Raw genomic sequence first — 18,539 nt, forward strand, 5'->3', positions numbered from 1 at the left:
GGAGGCGTCATGTTTACCGACCTGGCAAAGGCTCGGAGGCTCAGAGGGCTTGCAGGAGGTTGCCCAGTCTGCGGCTGTCTCTGACCGGTCTGCCCTGACGGAAGGTGATGAACCGCTGGCAGGTCTGGGCCAGGAACTCCTGGTCGTGCGAGATGACGATCACCATGACCCCCAGGGAGCGCATGTAGCGGATCATCCCGGTCACCTGGTTCATGTGGAGCAGGTCCAGGCCGCTGGTGGGCTCATCCAGAACGACCAGACGCTTGCCCGAGAGTATGGCGGCTGCGATGGCCACCCGCTGCTTTTCTCCGCCGGAGAGGGTGTTGGGGTGCCGGCCCAGGAGCCGCTCCAAGTCCAGCTTTCGCGCCACCTCATTGAAGAGATCGGTCCGCCTGGCTCCAAGGAGCATTTCGCCTTCGACGGTCTCGCTGAAGAGCTGGTAGTTGACATCCTGAAAGACCATGTAGGAGTCTTCGACGCGCTCCCTGGCTGTCTGCTTCGTCCCATTCAGGCTGATTTCCGACCTGTCGCCAGGCTTGAGCAGTCCGGTCAGGACCGATGCAAAGGTGCTCTTACCGGCTCCGTTGCGGCCAATGATGCCGGTGATGTCCTCGCTGGAAAGGGTCAGGTCGTCCACATCCAAGGCAGGAGCCCAGTCGTGGTGGTAGGCATAGCTAAGATTCCTGACCCGGAGTAGGTCGGAGGCCTTCTCGGTGATGACCTTGGCAGGGGCGCTCGCATTCTCGGTTGCATCCAGGTTCAGCGCCCGCAGCCCCATGGCCTGACGGCTCGGACCATCCAGCCCCCTCATGGCGGCCGGGGTCAGGTGCTCCGCCAGCCTGCCGTCTTTCATGACCAGGAAGTCGTCGGCCAGGCCGTCCAGGTAGTAGAGGCGGTGCTCGATCAGGACCATGGTCAAGCCCTGGTCCTTCAGGCGGCGCAGAATCTGCGCCAGGCTGGCCACTGCCTCGACGTCCAGGTTGCCGGAGGGCTCGTCCAGGACCAGGATCTGCGGGTCCATCATGCAGGAGGAGGCGATGGCGATCATCTGCTTCTCGCCCCCGGACAGGGAGAAGATGTCCCGTTCCATAAGCGGGGCGATGCCGAAGAGGTCGGCCACCTGGTCTATGCGCTCCCGGATGGCCTCCGGCTGGACCCCGGTGTTCTCCAAGGGAAAGGCCAGCTCGCTGCGGACGTCGGTGGTGAAGAACTGTGTCTTGGGGTTCTGGAAGACCGATCCCACCTGCTCTGAAAGCCGGTAGATGGGCCGGGCCGTGGTGGGTTCATCCCCGATCAGGCACTCTCCCTCCAGCTTGCCCTCGTAAAGTTCGGGAATCAGGCCGTTGATGACCCTGGACAGGGTGGTTTTGCCACAGCCGCTCGGCCCGGTGACTACGGTCAGCCGTCCTTGGCCTATCCGGCAGGAGACCTCCTTGAGGGATGGTCTGCTGGCATCCTCGTAGGTGAAGCTAAGCCTGGTGCATTGCAACATAGGCTCCACATCCCATAAGGACCAGACCCAGGGCACACATGAGCGCATCCAGCCCGGTAAAGGCGATTCTTTCGATGGAGGTCTTGGGACCGGGGTCGCCGATCCCCCTAGTCAGGGCGGCCGAGGTCAGGTCGGAGGCCACATTGGTGGCGTTGTTGAGCAGGGGGACGTAGATGTACTCCATGGTTCGCATCGGATGCCGAACCATATCGCCGGTGGTGACCGCGATCCCCCTGAACTTCATGGCCCGTCTGATCTGGGCATAGTCATGCCTGACGGTCGGGAAGAAGCGGAAGAGCACGCTTACGGGGATGACCAGCCACTGGGGGGCATGGATCCTGCGCAACAGGTAGACCAGCTCCGAGACCTTGGTGGTGCCCATCATGAAGGCCGCGACCAGCATCAAGGGGAGAATCCTGCCCACGCCGACGAAGAGGAAGAGCAGGTAATGCCCCGGCAGATTCTCGGGAAAGACCATGGCCAGGGAGGCGCCCAGGGCGAAGACCAGACAGACCATAAGCCAGGCCTGGCCCTTCCTGACTCTGCCCACGATGACCTGGAAGCTGCAGAAGTAGATGTTGATGGCCAGAACCAAGGGTGTGGGCAGGGTGACGAAGATCAGAGCATTGGCGAAGATGACCAGCAGGAATCTGGTGTAGATGGAGATGGACCTCATTGCTTGGCGGGTATCCGGTTGAAATGCCGGTCAACGATCCGGGCGCCTATCCATGCCCCGAGCAGGGCGCCGACCAGGGTGGCCAGAATGCAGACCAGGAAGGTGGCTCCGGTGATGGGTGCGAAGACCCCGTCGATGTACTCCTGGCTCTTGCCTCGGCGGACCAGGCTGGCCACGTAGGCATCCTTCATGAACCAGAGGGGAAGCACGGGGCCGGTGCAGCCGAAGGTGAGGATGACGTAGCTCAGGTAACGGGCCAGGTTGGGACGGCTCTCCCCGAGCGAGGACTGAACCAGATCAGCCAGCAGGCCGCAGAAGGCGTAGGGGATGAAAGAGAGGGCGAAGTGGCCGAAGACCAGCAGGAAGAGGCCCATGATGACGCCGACAATGGTGATGGCCCCGAACCTGGGCACGCGGCGGATCATCAGCATGTAGACCGGGCCGGAGACCAGCCCGACCACAGCGGGGATGAAGAGGGAGGACAGGCCGGGCATGACCAGGCCCGCCAGGAAGACGGCGATGAAGTTGCCTATCGCCATGCTGACGAAATAGAGGGCCGTGAAAATGCCGACGTTGACCAGGTCTTTTGTCTTCAGTGCTTTCATAAAGGATCGCTCCCGTCTGGGTGGCGGTCGCTCGGCTCTAGGCCATATCCGCCGATGTCAGGTTGCGCCGTCAATTTTAGGAGGACTGCGCGGGAAAGTAAATGATAGTTTTTTATGTCTCTTGCCAGGGCTTCACAATAAAGGTATTGCCTGGCGCGCAGGGACTTTGTTAGGGTCCACTGAGAGGTGCGTATCAGAAAGGCGGCACGAAGGACAGGCATGATCAGCAAGCGACTACTTCATCTACCGGGAGCCAGGATGGGCGCCAGCCTTCTGCTGGCCTTCCTGCAGACGATCGGCGCGCTGGCGGAGATTCTCCTCCTGCCGGTGGCCATTGCGGCCGTGGGCCGTTCCCTTGGTCTGCCTGTTCCTCATGCCCTTGCCTGGGTGCCGGGTCGGCCCGGACCCCTGGCGGTCTTGATAGGCGGGCTCATCCTGGTTCGGCTTCTGACCCAGGCGGTCGCCAGATTTGTCAGCGCCCGGCTGGCCGAGGGGATGGGCAAGGCGCTCTCCCAGGCCCTGTATCTATCCGTGTTCGACCCCAACAGGCAGGAGGACGACCTGGGCGTTCCAGCGCAGACCTTCGCCAGGCTTTCGACCGAGGGGGTCAAATCGGTCGTCTCTTACTTCACGGCCTACCTTCCGGCCCTGGTCCAGACCGGCCTGATGCTGGTCGTGGCCCTGGCCGTCCTCCTGCCTGTCAGCCCCCTGGCTGCGGGGATCGTCGTGATTGGCATGGTGGCCCTGCCCCTGGCTTCCAAGCCCACTATGGGCGAAAACATCAAGGTACAGCTGGGTCAACTACGCAAGTACGACAAGGTCGGCGTCCATTTCGAGCACGCCCTGAGGGGGCTCAACACCTTGAAGATCTTCGGGGCAGACCAGCGGCAGGCCGACGATCTGGCCGAGGAGTCCGAGGGATTCCGCCGGATAACCATGGGGGTCCTGGGAGGGCAGCTGCGCTCGCTGATCAAGGCCGACGTGGTCATTTACACCAGCCTCATCCTGGCGGTCGCAGCCACGGTCCTGGTCGGGCAGGGCGGACCCGCTCGAGTGCTGTCCTGCCTGGTCGTCGCACTGGCCGGGGTCCGGCTCTTCGCTCCTGAGCGGCAGCTGGTCTACATGATGCATTCCGGCATGGTCGCCATCAAGCAGGGCAAGGCCATTGATGATATTCTCCAAGCGCGGCAGGGGGGCGACGAGAGGTCGACGGATCCAGGGACGACTCCTGAGTTGTGCAAGAAAGTGGCTCTGGAAACGACTTCGGCACCGATTCTGGGTGCATCTGAGGAAGCGGCTTCTGAAACGATTCTGGGGGCATCTGAGAAAGCGGCTAAGGAAGCGGGTCTTGAAACATCTGAGGAAGCAGTTCGGGAGTCTGGCACGGAATCCGCCTCGAAGTCTGCTCTGAAACCTGCATCGGATACTGTCCAAATGCCTGCACAGGGATCTGTCTCGAAACCTGCTTTGAGTGATGTCCAAATTCTTGCACCGGGTTCTGCCGATATTCCTGCATCGGGTTCAACTGATGCCAGGATGCAGAATGCTGGTTCTGTGCAATCAGGCTCGGAGCAGGCAGATATGTTTGACGACGATTCGTCGGGCATCCGCGCTCGCGATTTGACCTACACCTATTCTGACGGCTTCCAGGCCCTGACTGACCTGAACTTCGACCTGCCAGCCAAGGGGCATGTGGGGCTGGTTGGCGCTTCGGGCTCCGGCAAGAGCACCCTGGCGGGCCTGCTGTCCGGGCGCCTTCAGGGGTATGCCGGAGATCTGACCATTGGCGGGCGCCAGATCAGCGATCTGTCGCGCGAGGACCTGGTCGGCCTCCAGACCATGGTTCGGGGAACCGACCACCTCTTCACCGGGACCATCAGGTCGAACCTCGACCCAGCCGGACTTGGCTATTTGGATTCGGAGCTGCTGGATGCGCTGGACCAGGTCGGCCTGACCGGTCTTGTCCAGAGCAAGGGCGGGCTGGACGCTCACATCGACCCTGAGGGGGGCAACCTTTCCGGAGGGCAGCGTCAGCGCCTGTGCATTGCCCGCGGGCTCCTGCGGCGTTCCCCTCTCTATATCTTCGATGAGGCCACCAGCGCTGTGGATCGAGAGCATGACGCTACATTGGCAGCCCTGATGGATGCGCTGGGCAAGGAGTCCCTGGTCCTGACCATCACCCACCGTTTGGCCGGGGTCCGCAATGCCGATTCCATCCTCTTCCTGCAGAAGGGTCGTTTGGCGGAGAGCGGCGGCTTTTGCGAACTGATGGATGTCGGAGGCGCATTCGCGGCCCAGTGGAAGGAGCAGGCCCAGTATGAGGACGGGGAGTGATGACATGCAGCAGACCACCGGCAATCTAGCAATGATGCGCCGCATGGCCCGGCTGATGAAGCCTCTGACCAGCACGGAGGGCAAGGCCATCCTCTGCGGCAGCCTGGGTCACCTCTTTGCAGTTTGGAGCATGATGACTGCTGCTGCGGCCCTGATCGGCCTGGTCATGGACTGGCCACTACTCAATGGCCAGTGGGTGATCTGGGCACTCGTGGCGGTTCTGACCGCTCTTAGCCGGGGGGTCATGGCCTACGGGGAGCAGTACTACAACCACGAAATGGCCTTCAGCATGCTTCGCGATATCCGCACGACGGTCTTCGACAAGATGCGCTCCCTGGCTCCGGCCGGCCTGCGCGACCAGGCGCGCGGAGACATGGTGACGGTGATCACCAACGACATCGAGCTGCTAGAGATTTTCTACGCCCATACGCTTTCACCCATCGCCATCGCCTTATTGACTTCCTTGGCCAACCTGGCTCTGCTCACCTGGCTCTCGCCCTGGATTGGCCTGGCCGCCCTGGTCTCCTACCTCATCGTCGGTCTGCTCATCCCCATGCTGAGTGCTAGACCTACTTTCAAGGTAGCCGTGAAAGAGCGAACGGCCCAGGCCAATTTGCACTCTCTGCTTCTGGAGACCCTACAGGGCCGCACCGAGCTGGCGGGGTTGGGGGCTCTGGGGAATACCCGTCGCCGGGTGGAAGCCGCTACGGGCCAGATGCTGGATGCTCGGAGGCGCACCACTGAGCGGACCATCGCCAACGATATGGTCACCATCGTGGTCACTCTGATCTGCGCTGGAATCTTCACGCTGATGACCTGCTGGCTTGGCTCTAAAGGGTTGGTGGATCCGGCTCGAGGAATGATCGGGCTAGTCGGCTTCCTCTCTTCCTTTGCTCCTCTGATACCTGTGGCCCGGCTAGGCGCTGGCCTGCAGCCCACCTTGGCTGCCGCCCGGCGGGTTTTCTTGCTTTTGGATAAGGAGCCTCCTGTGCGCGAGGTGGAATCCGATCATGGGAATCCCCTGACGGAGTTCACCGGAGAGGAAGCCAGGGCAGTTTCCTTCTCCTACGCTGGCAAGACTGACACAGGTAAGAACGATCCAGGCAAGGCCGACCCGAATGAATATGGCGGTCGAATTGCGATTTTGGATAATCTCGATCTTTCCATCAAACATGGTGAGTTGATCGGCGTTCAGGGGGCCAATGGAGTCGGCAAGTCCACTTTGATCGACTTGCTGATGCGGTTCCAAGAGCGCAGCGGCGGGGATCTGACCGTCTCCAGCCTGCCTATCGAAACCATTCGCACCGCCGACTTGCGTGTCCAGCAGACACTGGTGAGCCAGGATACTTATATATTTAGCCTCACGCTGGCGGACAACATCGCCCTGGCCCGGCCGGATGCTAGCCGAGAGGATATTGAGCAGGCGGCCTATGATGCCTGCTTGGATGATCTGATCGACCAGCTGCCCGACGGCTTGGATCACCTGCTAGCCGACAACGGCTCGGATCTGTCCGAAGGGCAACGGCAAAGGGTGGCCTTGGCCCGCGCCTTTTTGAGTTCGGCGCCTCTAATGTTCTTGGACGAGCCTACAAGCAACATGGATGCTCTCTTGGAGGGCCGGGTTCTGACCAGCCTGATCGAGCGGAAGGGCGACCGTACCTGCCTGATTGTCTCCCATCGTCCCTCGGTCCTAGCCAGGGTTGATCGTCTACTGACCTTAGATGATGGCAAGCTTATCTCTGCGTGAACTCTAGCGTAGTGATGAGGCGCATAATACCGATCCAAACTTGTGATTGTCGCTATGATACTACTTACGCAATTCGGACCAGGATCGGTCCATTCCCAAACAAGGTTCTAGCTGTAATTGCTATATACTAGCCCAGTAAAAGGAAAGTGCGCTTCATATAAGTTCTGAGAAAGATATTTTACAACTTTTGCGTGTTCTCGCCGTGAGTACCGCTATATGATAATTTAATCAGAGCCAAACCTCCATCGGCCTTTCGTCTAAGCGTTGACAACAATGCAGAATGCAGAGTTAGATCGGATATATTGAAGATTGATAATATTAGGACAAGCATAGTTCATGGTCTGCAATCATCTAAAATTATTGGGGAAGCGCAGATTCCTTTTGACGGATTAGCGAGTGTGGGATCTATGGATACAGCATTCGACTTGTGTTTCGTCTCACAAGCTAAGATGGTATGGATTGCCTTGTTGAGCAGAGACTACATCATGGACACAGTCAAAAACTTACAAAAGTAAAAGAGTAGTTACGAGGTAGGATTAAGCTATTTCCCCGTCACTTTTTGATAAGACATCGAAACAAAGAATATGCTTACAGAATGATACGATGAGCTCAATTCTAATAAGTTTGAAGGGGAAAGTGCGTTAGTAAGTTTCGTTGTTTTACGGCTAAACTTATGTAAGTTTTAAATTAAAACATGTAATAGTGCGGATACGGGTGTTGTTAGAGTTCTACCTTAGAGGCATTTAACAAAGGAGAGAAATGTCGACTACTGCTGAGATGCTACGATTGCAGCGGGTTGCAGATCGGGCAGCGTCCAGGAAGAATGACCCCAAGCGCCACAAATGTTTTATTTCATATCATGTTGATGATATGCCTGAAGTCGAACAATTCATTGAGGTGTTTGGGTCTGAATTTATAGCCCGTTCAGTCGGCGTGACGGTTGATGATGATTTCGTTAATAGTGCTGATGAAGACTACATTAAACGTCGGATTCGTGAAAAGTATCTCACAGACTCAACTGTGACCATCGTTCTTTTGGGTCGGTGTACATGGACGCGGAAATTTGTTGACTGGGAAATATCTTCCTCATTGAGGAATGACACTAACAATAAAAGAAACGGACTGCTCGTCTACCCCCTTCCGTCTGTACAGAACTGGGCACATCTTCCCATGCGAATCGCAGACAACTGGAGTGCGGAAAACCCGGAAAATTCATATGCACATTGCTGTATGTACCCTCTATCCCTATTGGCTCTACGATCTGATATTGAAACCGCATTCAATAATCGAGTAGCGAAAGCTTGTTTTGTTAATAATAGCCGGGCGTTGCAAGAAGAAAATCTTAGCTGTTCATGATCTTGGAGTGCTTATTTATATAAATAATGTATAAATTATGGGAGTTCTGCTATGGCAAGCATATATAAAGTGCAGGTGATAGGATGTCAAAAAAGGCGCAAGAAGCTTCAAAATACAATTAATAATGAGCTTATAGAACTTGGTATTAATGAATCAGTAGAGGTTCGTTTGGGGGAAAATCCCGCAACCGGTGCAACACCGTCTCTCGTATTGCTCTTCGGCGGGAAGAATACAAAAAACGATGCGCTGATAAAGTCACAACTCCAAAGTGCTGTGAATCAAGGATTAGTAGTTATACCCGTCGTCAATAAATCCAAAAAATTTGGAGCTCAAATTCCTCATGAGGCATCTAAATTCAATGGTTTTAAATGGTCGAGTAAAGATTCAGCGAAGCAACTTGCGCGCATAGTGCTGGGGCAGCTCGGTATTGAGGAGCGCGATAGACGGGTATTTATCAGCCATAGGCGGGCTGACGGTCTTGCTGCGGCGGAACAATTACATGATGAACTGACTCATCATACGTTCAAACCTTTCATTGATCGGTTTTCGATACAACCAGGAGAAGCGGTTCAGGAAAAAATAGCAGACGTGCTTGAAGATTTTGCGTTTTTGCTATTGCTTGAAACACCTGATGCGCACAATTCGAAATGGGTCTATGACGAAGTTGATTATGCGCTCTCCCATGTAATGGGGATACTAATCATTCAATGGCCCGGAAAGCCTAAGCAGGTTCCTGGTAGCGCCGGTCTTCCTCGGCTGATCTTAAAACGGGGTGACATTGTAAAGGACGGACATGGATATGATATCTTCACTCCATCTGCAATCGTGAAAATCATTGATAAGATAGAAGAAGCTCACGCATACGCGATTGTAAGAAGACGAAAAAACCTTTTAATAGGAATTCAAGAATCTGCCAGAGATACGGGGGCTAGCTGTGTGCCTCTAAAGGATTGGGCGCTGGACATCACTGGTGCAAATAAAAAGCGCTCAATTGTTTGTGTGACGCCGCGGTTGCCGACTTGTGAAGATTTACAGCATCTAGATAAAATCCGAAACCACATTAATAAAAAGGCATCAGCCCAGCTTGTTCATGCCGCAAGGCATTTAAGTAAGTCGAGAAGAGGCCACCTTAAATGGGTTATTCGCGGTAAGAGACTTGATTTCTTTTCAGAGGACACGATTGGAGGCAAATGGTGAATACAGTTACTAACGATTTGAACAATCGGTTATCAGATTCGACTATTTTTATTTCCGCCAGCATTCCAGATCCGGAACGATGGAAGGGAAGCTTTGACCGTCTCGGGATAACTGATGCTGTGGTTGCGGTAGCGCGTGCTGTTCTCCAAAATGGCGGCAAATTAGTTACTGCAGCACATCCAACGATTGCACCTTTACTTCTTTATGTTGCTACGGAGCACTTAGGAAAGTATAAAATTGCTACGGAGCAATTAGGAGAGAGTGACACTGCTACGGAGCAGCCAGAAGAGAGCGACACTGCTACGGAGCAGCCAGAAGAGCGTGATCAGCGAATTATTGTTTATCAATCGAGAGCTTTCGAAGACGTTTTGCCTGTCGAGACAAAGAGATACCAGGATAAAGGAATAGGCGAGATTAACTGGACAGATCGAATTGGTGATGAGCCGCCGGACCCGAAATTCGCGCCCAGAAGTCTAAAAAAAATGCGTTGTCAGATGCTGACAGAATCAAAGCCGGTTGCAGCGGTTTTTATTGGCGGGATGAAAGGCATATCCGATGAATACAACTTGTTTCATAAGTTATACCGGGCCGCGCCAGTATATGCTTTCAGCCGACCTGGAGGAGAGGCAAGAAAACTAGTTGGTAAGTCACCAGAGAAGCTACAACCAGAACTAGCCAAAAGCGATGTTTACTCTACGTTGGCGCGATATATTGTTAATGATATAGCGTCTAAAGTGTCTAAATCTGCTGAACCGTCTAAGTAGTCTAATGTGTTTAAAGCACCTAGAGTGCCTAAAGCGGGCTAGTCTCCCAATGGCGCAGATTGATGCCTTTTGCAGGATAAGCGTATAGGTTAAAAGAGAACTTATAGTTTCCTTAAGGTTGTCCTATGGATCGTGGGCGCTCATGGTGGTTCAGGTGAGAGTTCAATCGTTCACCTGAATAAGAGCTGGTGTGAGGCTGAGCACACTTCCCCGGCCGGTCAACTTACAATTATACGTTGCCGGAGAGACGCATACGATTCGACTTGTCGTCGAATGGCTCTGCAGCAGGCATTAGCCGATGTCGCTGGCGGCGCTCAAGTATTAGCGCTGACTCTTGTGGGTGATAGTTCTGCCAAGTTAACCGGATCTCTTTTATCTTTGCGTCAATCCGCTGGATGGTTAATAGCGTTTATTCTTTATAAGCCGGTTGCAGCCACTATCTATGCCATCTGTTTCAGTATGAATTCGGGTAGAGCATTCGGCACTACAGAAGGTCAGGCATCCGGTTATTAGTTGGGTTTGCTTTCATGATTATGGCGCTATTTGCTCTTCCTGCACTATGGTATGTTTAACCGCCACAAAGACGAATCGGGCTGCTACCCGAATCGTAAACGGGTCGATAGCAGTCTGGGCGTAGTGGACCAACAAGACCTGGCCGATTGAATCAGTGAGCTAGTGGAAGGCTCCTATCTTACAGGACTACCCAGTGGCCGGAACCCCCATGCCTCTGTTCTCTTGATCAATTCATCATATTGAAAAGCCGTCACCGTTGGTGTGCTTAGCTATGCGAATGAACAGCATTGGATAAGTGACAATGCGGCAGGAAGGCCAAGATCCAAAAATAATCAGCAATGGTGAATATCAAGTGTTTCTTATTGTTTCAGAGGTCTAGGAACTGGCAAATACTACAGTGTAAATCGGTACAAAGGTTGAGGGTTGTCTTATCCTTTTCTGACTTATACAGGTTGCAGGATCGGTGGATCCTTTGCACTACGAATTTGGGATAATCTTCTGGACGATGGCAGGGCCAGAATCAATTGGGCATGAAATGAAGCAAGAATCGGCACATGGTATGGATGCTCTCAAAACGGGAATCCTAGAACTATAGGAATCTCAGTTTTCACCATACTTACGGTGCGGCAGATGTGCTTAGGGCGTCTGGGTACTGACTATACGTGCAGCGCCGGAATATATTTGGATATTTGGTCATAACTGACATACACGAATCTGGCTCTCTGGCATTTGAGCGGTGGGCATGTACGAGAGCCATGATTGTGCATTCGCTTTGTGCCATACATGCATCAAACATAGTGATTGCGAGCGGAGCCGATGCGAAGATTCCATTCACTTTCAGTCAATCCACGCAAGCGCCAGCGAGATCCTGAACACATATCGTGCCCTGTGGCCTGAAAGGCTGGGAGAGGTGGCGAACGCTGTGGACCAGGCAAGGTCTGCGGCCATCGTGTCCAATCGTGTCTGAACGACCAAACCCGGAAAAGCAAAAAGCCCTGAAAACTCAATGTTTCCAAAGCGATAAAGTGGAGCTAGCCGGATTCGAACCGGCGACCCTCTGCTTGCAAAGCAGATGCGCTACCAGCTGCGCCATAGCCCCGTGAATGTGAAAGAACTTCAACTGCGCAAGAAATGCGTGGGCCTGGGAGGACTTGAACCTCCGACCTCATCCTTATCAGGGATGCGCTCTAACCAGCTGAGCTACAGGCCCATGCCATGTGACCGAAGAATCACACAAATGGATAGCTTACCATAGCGTCCTCTCAAGTCAATCTCGGCGGCGTCGCGTCGCGTCTTGACGGAAGAATGGGGGTCATGAGGCGGAAACGGCGTGCGGAACCAGTCCGGTCGGAGCGGTTGGAGGTCGGTGGCGAGACTGTTCTGGTCATCAAAAAGCGGATCGCCAACGTCTATCTGCGCGTCAAGCCACCCGACGGCCATCTTGAGGTGACGGCGCCTTTGAAGCTTTGCGATGACCAGATCCGTGCCTTTATCGACGGCAAGCGTCGCTGGATCGCAACCACTAGAGAACGTCTGGCCCGTTCGCGCGATGTCTACGCCCAACCCGGAGCCGATGGTCAGCTGCCGCCAGAGCGGTCCGAGGCCGAAGCCAAGAGAATCCTCCGGGAGAGGCTGCCGACTCTGCTTGATCGGTGGGTCCCCGTGGTGGGTCGTCGGCCTGAGCGCATCAGTCTGCGGAAGATGAAAACCCGCTGGGGCTCCTGCACCCCTGCCACTGCCAGCATCCGGCTCAACACTGACCTGGCCTGGCTGGATCCTGAGCTGCTGGAGTACGTGCTGGTCCACGAGCTGACCCACCTCTACGAGCATGGTCACGGCCCTGGCTTCCGTGCGCGGATGGATCGCTATATGCCCGACTGGACCGAGCGCCGTCGTCGGCTCAACCGTTATCTGGCTTTGTGACCCAGAGGCTTAGATATCTGAAGCTATGACTTGCGGAGCCAAGAACTCCATGTGAGTCCTGAACTTGTGCACTGTGAGCTTGTAAATTATGAACCTACGGCATGCTGATGATTCCGCGTCCGAACCCCTGCTGGGTCTTCTGGTGTGAAGTTGGATTGGCTTTGGATGCGTCCTGTCTGCCCTGATCCAATCTGACTATACGTGCTGATTCAGCCCGATTTGACTTTGCTCTGTTCTGACTCAGCCAATCTGTTTTAGATTCGTGCTGATCCTACTCAGGGCTGGTGCAATGCGCCACATTCGTCTTCGAAGACAGGAGGGAGACTGCCGCAGCCCATGCTGGTGCGCTAGCGTTGAGGCATAGGGGCGGTCTGCAGCAGTTGGGTAGCGTCCCTGCGACCGGAAGATGCTTGTGGAGTCGATCCGAGGCAATCAATCATGAAGGAGCGGACAAGATGACGGAATCTCAGAAGACAATCAAGCGCGCCGTGGTGACCGGTGCCTCCAGCGGCATTGGCCAGGCTAGCGCGCAGGTCCTGGTGGACAAGGGCTGGAAGGTGGTCGGCCTGGCTCGACGCGAGGACAAGCTCAAGGCCTTGGCCGACCAGCTGGGTCAGCACTTCACCTATGAGGTCTGCGATGTGACTGACGAGGAGTCAACACAGGCGGCCGTCGATGCAGTGCTTAAGGGCGGGCCGGTCAAGGCTCTGGTCAACTGTGCAGGTGCAGCCTTCGGAAAGGATCCGGTGGCTACTTCCAGCCTGGACGACTGGCGCGGCATGTACGAGCTGAACGTCATCGGCACCCTGCGGGTCGTCCAGAAGCTGCTCCCGGCCCTGCAAGAGTCGGAGGGTACGGTCCTGGTCATCTCCTCGACGGCAGGCATTGAGCCCTACGAGGGCGGCGGCGGTTACTGCGCCTCCAAGGCGGCGGAACGAGTCATGGCCCGCATTCTGCGGCTGGAGCTGATTGGTCAGCCGGTGCGCGTGGTCGACATCGCCCCTGGCTTGGTCCACACCGATGAGTTCTCCCTGAAGCGCTTCGGCGGGGATAGCGACCGGGCTGATGCGGTCTACGCCGGGGTGCCCGACCCGTTGACCGCCGACGATATTGCCGGATGTGTCACCTGGGCCCTGGAGCAGCCCGACACCGTGGACATCGACCAGATTGTGGTCCGTCCCCGAGCCGAGGGCTCCTACACCAAGCTCTACCGTCGCAGCTGAGTCTGGAGTAGGGGGGGCAATTCTGTGGGGAACCACGGCTGGCATGGGCTGATTCTGACGGGGATGAGTCTTGTGTCAGGACGAGACGCGCCTGGCTGACCGTAGCCGACCAGGAATGGTCCCGACGGCCACGATGAGCACGGACAGGACTGACCCTGCCAGCACGCCCAGCAAGGCTGACTCCAGGTGAGGGGATCCAGCGAAGGCAAGGTTGGCGATCAGGAAAGACATGGTGAAGCCGATTCCACAAAGCTGGCAGAGACCTATCATGTTCCCGGTCGTGGAGCCGGCCGGTCGCCGCAACCCAAGATGACCTGCCAGGACCAGCATGGTCAGGATCCCTAGGGGTTTGCCCAAGGCCAATCCCAGCGTGGCGCCCAGAAAGACCCTGTCGGTCAGCAGTCCGAGTCCTAGCCGATCCAGGGAGATGGACAGCGAGAAGAAGGCGAAAAGGGGCAGGATCACCAAGGCGCTCAAAGGGGTCAGCAGGTGATCCAGCTTTTCGGCAGGCGATGATTTCCGACCGTAATCCGTCTCAGTCTCAGTTGTCTCAGTCCCAGCTGGTTTGGCATCAGCGGGGTTGGTTCCGGTCGACTCTGTCCCGGCTGGTTCTGCCCAGGTCGGTCTGTGCTCGGCTGGCGCAGTTCTGTTTGGCGCAGTATTGGTCGAAGACTCTGCTGCTTCCGCTTCTGTTGTGTCCGTTCCCGCATCGTTCGGCTTGGTGACAGGGGTCAATAGTCCCATCGCTACTCCTGCCAGCACAGGGTGGATTCCAGCCTTGAAGAGGCCGTACCAGGCCAGTAGACCGCCCGAAAGAGCGCCCAGCAGGCAGATCAGCATCAAGGGTCGCCAAATCTGGGCGGAACGGTTCGCCGCTCGGACCAGCAATGTCCAGACCATAAGGCCGACTAGGCAGACTGGCAGCCAGCCCGGTTGTCCCGAGCTGGAGTAGCCCAGAGCTATCAGCAGGACGCCGATCAGGTCGTCGAAGATGGCCAGAGTCATTAAAAAGGCCTGCAGGGCGGGCCCGGCCTTGGGCAGGAGCAGTTGTAGAGCTGCCAGAGAGAAGGCTACATCGGTGGCCGTTGGGACGGCCCAGCCACGCAACCCGGTAGGGGAGCCTTGGTTGAGCAGGCAGTAGATCAGAATCGGAACGGCCACACCGCCTAGGGCAGCCAGCATGGGCAGCAGGACCTGCCTGTGGTCGCGCAGAGTGCCCGTGGCAGCCTCCTGGCGCAGGTCAAGGCCTATGGTCAGGAAGAATATGGTCAGCAGCCCGTCCTGTATCCAATCCTTCAGGGGCAGGTTGAGTCCGCCCGGCAGGTCCAGAGGAACCCAAGCGGCCAGAGCGTTCAGCCCCGGCCCGATTTCTGGCAGATTGGCAAGAATCAGCCCGGCTAAGGCGCATACCATCATGAATAGGCCGGTGATCCGATCGTTTTCTGCCAAAGATGACAGGACGGCGAAGAAGTTCAAGGAATGAAGTCGGTTATGCTGATCCCTGTTAGATCCGTCCAGCCTATGTCGGGGATTTGATGGCTGGTTATTTGATGGTTTGGAATCCAAAGGTTTGGGATTCTGTTGCGAATTCGAATCGTCACAATCCTGACGACGTCTATTGACTGGGAATGTGGGCGTGGGCGACATGATGCTCCTGGTCGGGCGGGTAGGGTTCAGTCTTCCATGGCCGACCAGTCTTCCCGGCATGAGGCGGCGCCCGGCCGTCTCCCAAAGGTCAATTCTATCTCGTTCAAAGAGTTATGCCAGCGGCCCCGCACCTTTACGATGCAAGGCCGCTGGCATACCGCCTGTCAGGGCGGCGATGAGCTCTCAGAACTCAGTAATCGAGTGACTCAGTAACTCAGAACAGATGGCTGCGCATGAACCACTGGAAGTGCTCCAGCTCCTGCACGTGATCCTGCACGATGTTGGAGCTGATGACGTCCAGGTCGTCCAGCTCCTTGATGGCCTCGCGATCGCGCTTGATGAAGGTGGTGTAGTAGGTGTCCAGGGCCTTCAGGTAGTCCAAGGCATCCTGGCGGCCGGTCATGGTGATGCCATCCCAGTCGCGGTTCTTCATGATGTCGTCGGGACGTCCGGCGGGGGAGCCGCCCAGAGTGGCGATGCGCTCTGCGGTCTCGTCGGCCATGTTCAGCACCGAATCGACTTCGGGGTCCATCATCTCGTGGATGCCGATGAATTCCTTGCCCTTCATGTTCCAGTGGGCGTGCTTGAGAATCAGGGCAGTCTCCTGTTCCTGGCTCAGACGGCTCTGCAGGATGGCGATGACCTTTTCGCTGGTCGCTTCGTCGAGTCCCGGTACGGTGAAGTTCAATGCCATAATCGCTCCTTAGATTATGAAATCATGCCTATGGCCGGGTCAAGCCCGGCCCTGTATCTCCAGACTAGAGGAAAAGGCAAGGAAACGCTTGGATTTTGCGCGAATCATCCAGTGATATCGTTCACTGACCATTCGCTACGCTGACAGTCATTTTTCCTTGACTGGCATGAGGGGCGGCCGCCGGCTGACTGTAAGCCGAGCACAGGCTAGAGGAGATAGCTAGGCTTTGGTCACAGCATCGCCTCGACCCTCTTCGGATTGGCCGGCTTCGTTGTCATTATCATTGTCTTGGTCCTCGGCTTCCTGCCGCCGTCTGACCTCGATGGTCTCGATGCGCCGTCCGTCCACCTTGGTCACCACCATGTCATACCCGTCGTCGGAGTGGACCACGTCGCCCACCTGCCCCATCCGACCGGTTTGGGCCAGGAAGTAGCCAGCCAAGGTCTCGTAGGGGCCATCCTCCAGCTCGATCCCGGTCAGGTCCGCGAAGTCCTCGATGGTCATGCCGCCGTCGACCGTGGCCACGCCGTTGACGAAAGCAGTTGCCTGGGGATGGGCAGGGTTCTGCTCCTCGGGCAGGTCGTACTCGTCGCGGATGTCGCCCACCAGCTCCTCGGTCATGTCCTCCAGGGTGACGATGCCGTCAGTGCCCCCGTACTCATCGATGACGACGGCTAGGTGGATCCCCTTCTTGCGCAGCTTCTCCAGGCTGGGCAGGAGCTTGGATGTGCCGGGCAGGGCGATGCCGGGCCTGGTCACGTCGGCTACGGTCTTGGCATGGGGATTGCGCACGTCCATCAGGTCGCGCACGTGGACGAAGCCCAGCACGTCGTCAAAGTCGCGTCCGGTCACCGGGTAGCGCGAGTAAGGCTCATCGTGCACGAATTCGACCGCCTCCTGCAGGGGCATGTCCCCGGCGATGAATACCACATCGGCCCGCGGACGCATGACCTCGGCCACGCTGGTCTCCGAGGCGTCAAAGACATCGCCCAGGATCATCCGCTCGTCCTTGCTCAGGTTGGTGTTGGAGGAGACCAGCATCCGTAGCTCGTCGTCACTGACCTCAGTGTCGGTCTGCTGGGGATCGAAGCCCAGGATGCGCACGATGAGGTTGGTGTTCTTGCCGATCAGCCAGATCAGCGGCCTGCACAGGGTGGTGAAGACATCGATGGCCGGAACGACGGCCCTGGCGATGGCCTCGGTGCGCTGCATGGCGATCCGCTTGGGCACCAGCTCGGAGATGACGATGGAGCAGTAGGAGATGATCAGGGTCAGGACCACCGTGGTCAGGGTGCTGGCCAGACCCTCGTGCACGCCCCACCCTGTCAGGACGGGCACCACGTAGGGGGCGATGGATGACGCGCCGAAGGAGGCCGACAGGAAGCCCGTCAGCGTCACGCCGATCTGCACGGTGGAAAGAAAGGTGTTTGGGTCGCGGGCGATGCGAGCCACCCGGGCGCCGCGCGCGTCCTGCTGCTCCATCTGTTCCAGCTGCGAGCCTCGCAGGGAGACCAGCGCCAGTTCAGTCCCTGAGAAGACGGAGCCAAGCACAAGGAAGAAGAAAATGAGCAGGATGTTCAGCCATAATGCCATGCCTCCAATGCTAGGGTATGGACGCCCCATGTGCCTTATGTCACACCTAAGCGGTGAACTGCCGTCTTCCCCATACAGCGCTTCCTGACTAGCATGAAACACGGAGACAGGTTCGGCTTCAGGCCGACGTTCCCAACGCTCCCGAAAGGATTTTTCATGTCACAGCTTCAGCACGAATTGACTGAGTTCACCACGCAGGCCTACCAGGATAACAAGACCTTCCCGGTCTCCAAGAAGGATCTGCTGGGCCACTGGTCCCTGCTCTTCTTCTACCCTGCGGACTTCAGCTTCGTCTGCCCCACCGAGCTGGAGGATCTGGCCAGCAAGTACGAGGACTTCAAGAAGATCGGCTGTGAGATCTACTCCGTCTCCTGCGATACCGAGTTCGTCCACAAGGCCTGGCACGAGGCCAATGAGAAGATCGCCAAGGTTCAGTACCCCATGCTGGCTGATCCGACCGCAACCCTGGCCAAGGATCTGCAGACCTATAACGAGGCCGAGGGCAAGGCCGAGCGCGGCGACTTCATTCTGACCCCTGAAGGCAAGGTCGTGGCCTACGAGGTCATCTCCTCCAACGTGGGCCGCAACGCCGACGAGCTGCTGCGCCGCGTCCAGGCTTCCCAGTTCGTCTATGAGCATGGCGATCAGGTCTGCCCTGCCAAGTGGGAGCCTGGCGAGGACACCATTGAGCCCAGCCTGGATCTGGTCGGCCAGCTCTGATCCGCAGCGGCCAACATCGGGAACTCGCCGATCGGAAGCGACCAGGGCGGGTTCC

Annotated in this window: 14 protein-coding genes and 2 tRNA genes; 8 read left to right on the top strand and 8 right to left on the bottom strand. The window is 56.7% G+C overall.

Annotation, left to right across the window (positions count from 1 at the left end):
- Window positions 1-40 precede the first annotated feature (40 nt).
- From ACUIAD_RS02935 to ACUIAD_RS02945, 3 genes are read right to left on the bottom strand one after another with little or no spacing between them, the layout of a single operon-like run.
- Window positions 41-1,492, bottom strand: coding sequence for an ABC transporter ATP-binding protein (locus ACUIAD_RS02935; RefSeq protein ID WP_445343633.1), 1,452 nt, complete (start codon window positions 1,490-1,492; stop codon window positions 41-43).
- On the bottom strand, window positions 1,470-2,168 hold the full coding sequence (locus ACUIAD_RS02940) for an energy-coupling factor transporter transmembrane component T (protein WP_445343634.1): 699 nt from the start codon (window positions 2,166-2,168) through the stop codon (window positions 1,470-1,472). The genes ACUIAD_RS02935 and ACUIAD_RS02940 overlap by 23 nt, the downstream gene beginning before the upstream one ends.
- Window positions 2,165-2,773: an MptD family putative ECF transporter S component gene (locus ACUIAD_RS02945; protein WP_110451466.1), complete on the bottom strand. Its 609-nt coding sequence runs from the start codon at window positions 2,771-2,773 to the stop codon at window positions 2,165-2,167. The genes ACUIAD_RS02940 and ACUIAD_RS02945 overlap by 4 nt, the downstream gene beginning before the upstream one ends.
- A gap of 219 nt (window positions 2,774-2,992) precedes the next feature.
- Between ACUIAD_RS02945 and ACUIAD_RS02950 the strand changes: the two genes are divergently transcribed.
- The 5 genes from ACUIAD_RS02950 (at window position 2,993) to ACUIAD_RS02970 (ending at window position 10,171) form a co-directional block, all read left to right on the top strand.
- Window positions 2,993-5,107 carry an ATP-binding cassette domain-containing protein gene (locus tag ACUIAD_RS02950; RefSeq protein WP_445343635.1) on the top strand — a complete coding sequence of 705 codons (2,115 nt, stop codon included), beginning with the start codon at window positions 2,993-2,995 and terminating at the stop codon, window positions 5,105-5,107.
- Window positions 5,091-6,854: an amino acid ABC transporter ATP-binding/permease protein gene (locus tag ACUIAD_RS02955; protein ID WP_445343636.1), complete on the top strand. Its 1,764-nt coding sequence runs from the start codon at window positions 5,091-5,093 to the stop codon at window positions 6,852-6,854. Before ACUIAD_RS02950 ends, ACUIAD_RS02955 begins: the two co-directional genes overlap by 17 nt.
- A 759-nt stretch (window positions 6,855-7,613) precedes the next feature.
- On the top strand, window positions 7,614-8,210 hold the full coding sequence (locus tag ACUIAD_RS02960; RefSeq protein WP_445343637.1) for a TIR domain-containing protein: 597 nt from the start codon (window positions 7,614-7,616) through the stop codon (window positions 8,208-8,210).
- A gap of 51 nt (window positions 8,211-8,261) precedes the next feature.
- On the top strand, window positions 8,262-9,407 hold the full coding sequence (locus ACUIAD_RS02965; protein ID WP_445343638.1) for a toll/interleukin-1 receptor domain-containing protein: 1,146 nt from the start codon (window positions 8,262-8,264) through the stop codon (window positions 9,405-9,407).
- Window positions 9,401-10,171: an SLOG domain-containing protein gene (locus tag ACUIAD_RS02970; RefSeq protein WP_146208589.1), complete on the top strand. Its 771-nt coding sequence runs from the start codon at window positions 9,401-9,403 to the stop codon at window positions 10,169-10,171. The genes ACUIAD_RS02965 and ACUIAD_RS02970 overlap by 7 nt, the downstream gene beginning before the upstream one ends.
- 1,539 nt (window positions 10,172-11,710) lie before the next feature.
- Here ACUIAD_RS02970 and ACUIAD_RS02975 read toward each other — a convergent pair.
- Together ACUIAD_RS02975 and ACUIAD_RS02980 are read right to left on the bottom strand one after the other, a co-directional pair.
- Window positions 11,711-11,783 (bottom strand) — tRNA-Ala (locus ACUIAD_RS02975).
- A 37-nt stretch (window positions 11,784-11,820) separates the two neighbouring features.
- Window positions 11,821-11,894 (bottom strand) — tRNA-Ile (locus tag ACUIAD_RS02980).
- A gap of 104 nt (window positions 11,895-11,998) precedes the next feature.
- Between ACUIAD_RS02980 and ACUIAD_RS02985 the strand changes: the two genes are divergently transcribed.
- Both ACUIAD_RS02985 and ACUIAD_RS02990 read left to right on the top strand, forming a co-directional pair.
- Window positions 11,999-12,607, top strand: coding sequence for a M48 family metallopeptidase (locus ACUIAD_RS02985; protein ID WP_445343639.1), 609 nt, complete (start codon window positions 11,999-12,001; stop codon window positions 12,605-12,607).
- A gap of 455 nt (window positions 12,608-13,062) precedes the next feature.
- A complete protein-coding gene (locus tag ACUIAD_RS02990; RefSeq protein ID WP_445343640.1) occupies window positions 13,063-13,830 on the top strand; it encodes an SDR family oxidoreductase in 768 nt (255 codons plus the stop codon).
- 75 nt (window positions 13,831-13,905) lie between these two features.
- On the opposite strand, the gene nhaA is transcribed toward ACUIAD_RS02990, so the two are convergent.
- From nhaA to ACUIAD_RS03005, 3 genes are all read right to left on the bottom strand, one after another.
- A complete protein-coding gene (gene nhaA / locus ACUIAD_RS02995) occupies window positions 13,906-15,279 on the bottom strand; it encodes a Na+/H+ antiporter NhaA (protein ID WP_445343641.1) in 1,374 nt (457 codons plus the stop codon).
- Window positions 15,280-15,691: 412 nt separating this feature from the next.
- Window positions 15,692-16,171 carry a Dps family protein gene (locus ACUIAD_RS03000; protein ID WP_110451473.1) on the bottom strand — a complete coding sequence of 160 codons (480 nt, stop codon included), beginning with the start codon at window positions 16,169-16,171 and terminating at the stop codon, window positions 15,692-15,694.
- A 219-nt stretch (window positions 16,172-16,390) separates the two neighbouring features.
- A complete protein-coding gene (locus ACUIAD_RS03005) occupies window positions 16,391-17,764 on the bottom strand; it encodes a hemolysin family protein (protein ID WP_445343642.1) in 1,374 nt (457 codons plus the stop codon).
- Between the two features lie 156 nt (window positions 17,765-17,920).
- Between ACUIAD_RS03005 and ACUIAD_RS03010 the strand changes: the two genes are divergently transcribed.
- On the top strand, window positions 17,921-18,484 hold the full coding sequence (locus ACUIAD_RS03010) for a peroxiredoxin (RefSeq protein WP_015021096.1): 564 nt from the start codon (window positions 17,921-17,923) through the stop codon (window positions 18,482-18,484).
- The last annotated feature ends 55 nt before the right edge of the window (window positions 18,485-18,539 follow it).

The organism is Bifidobacterium sp. ESL0819 (assembly GCF_052606245.1).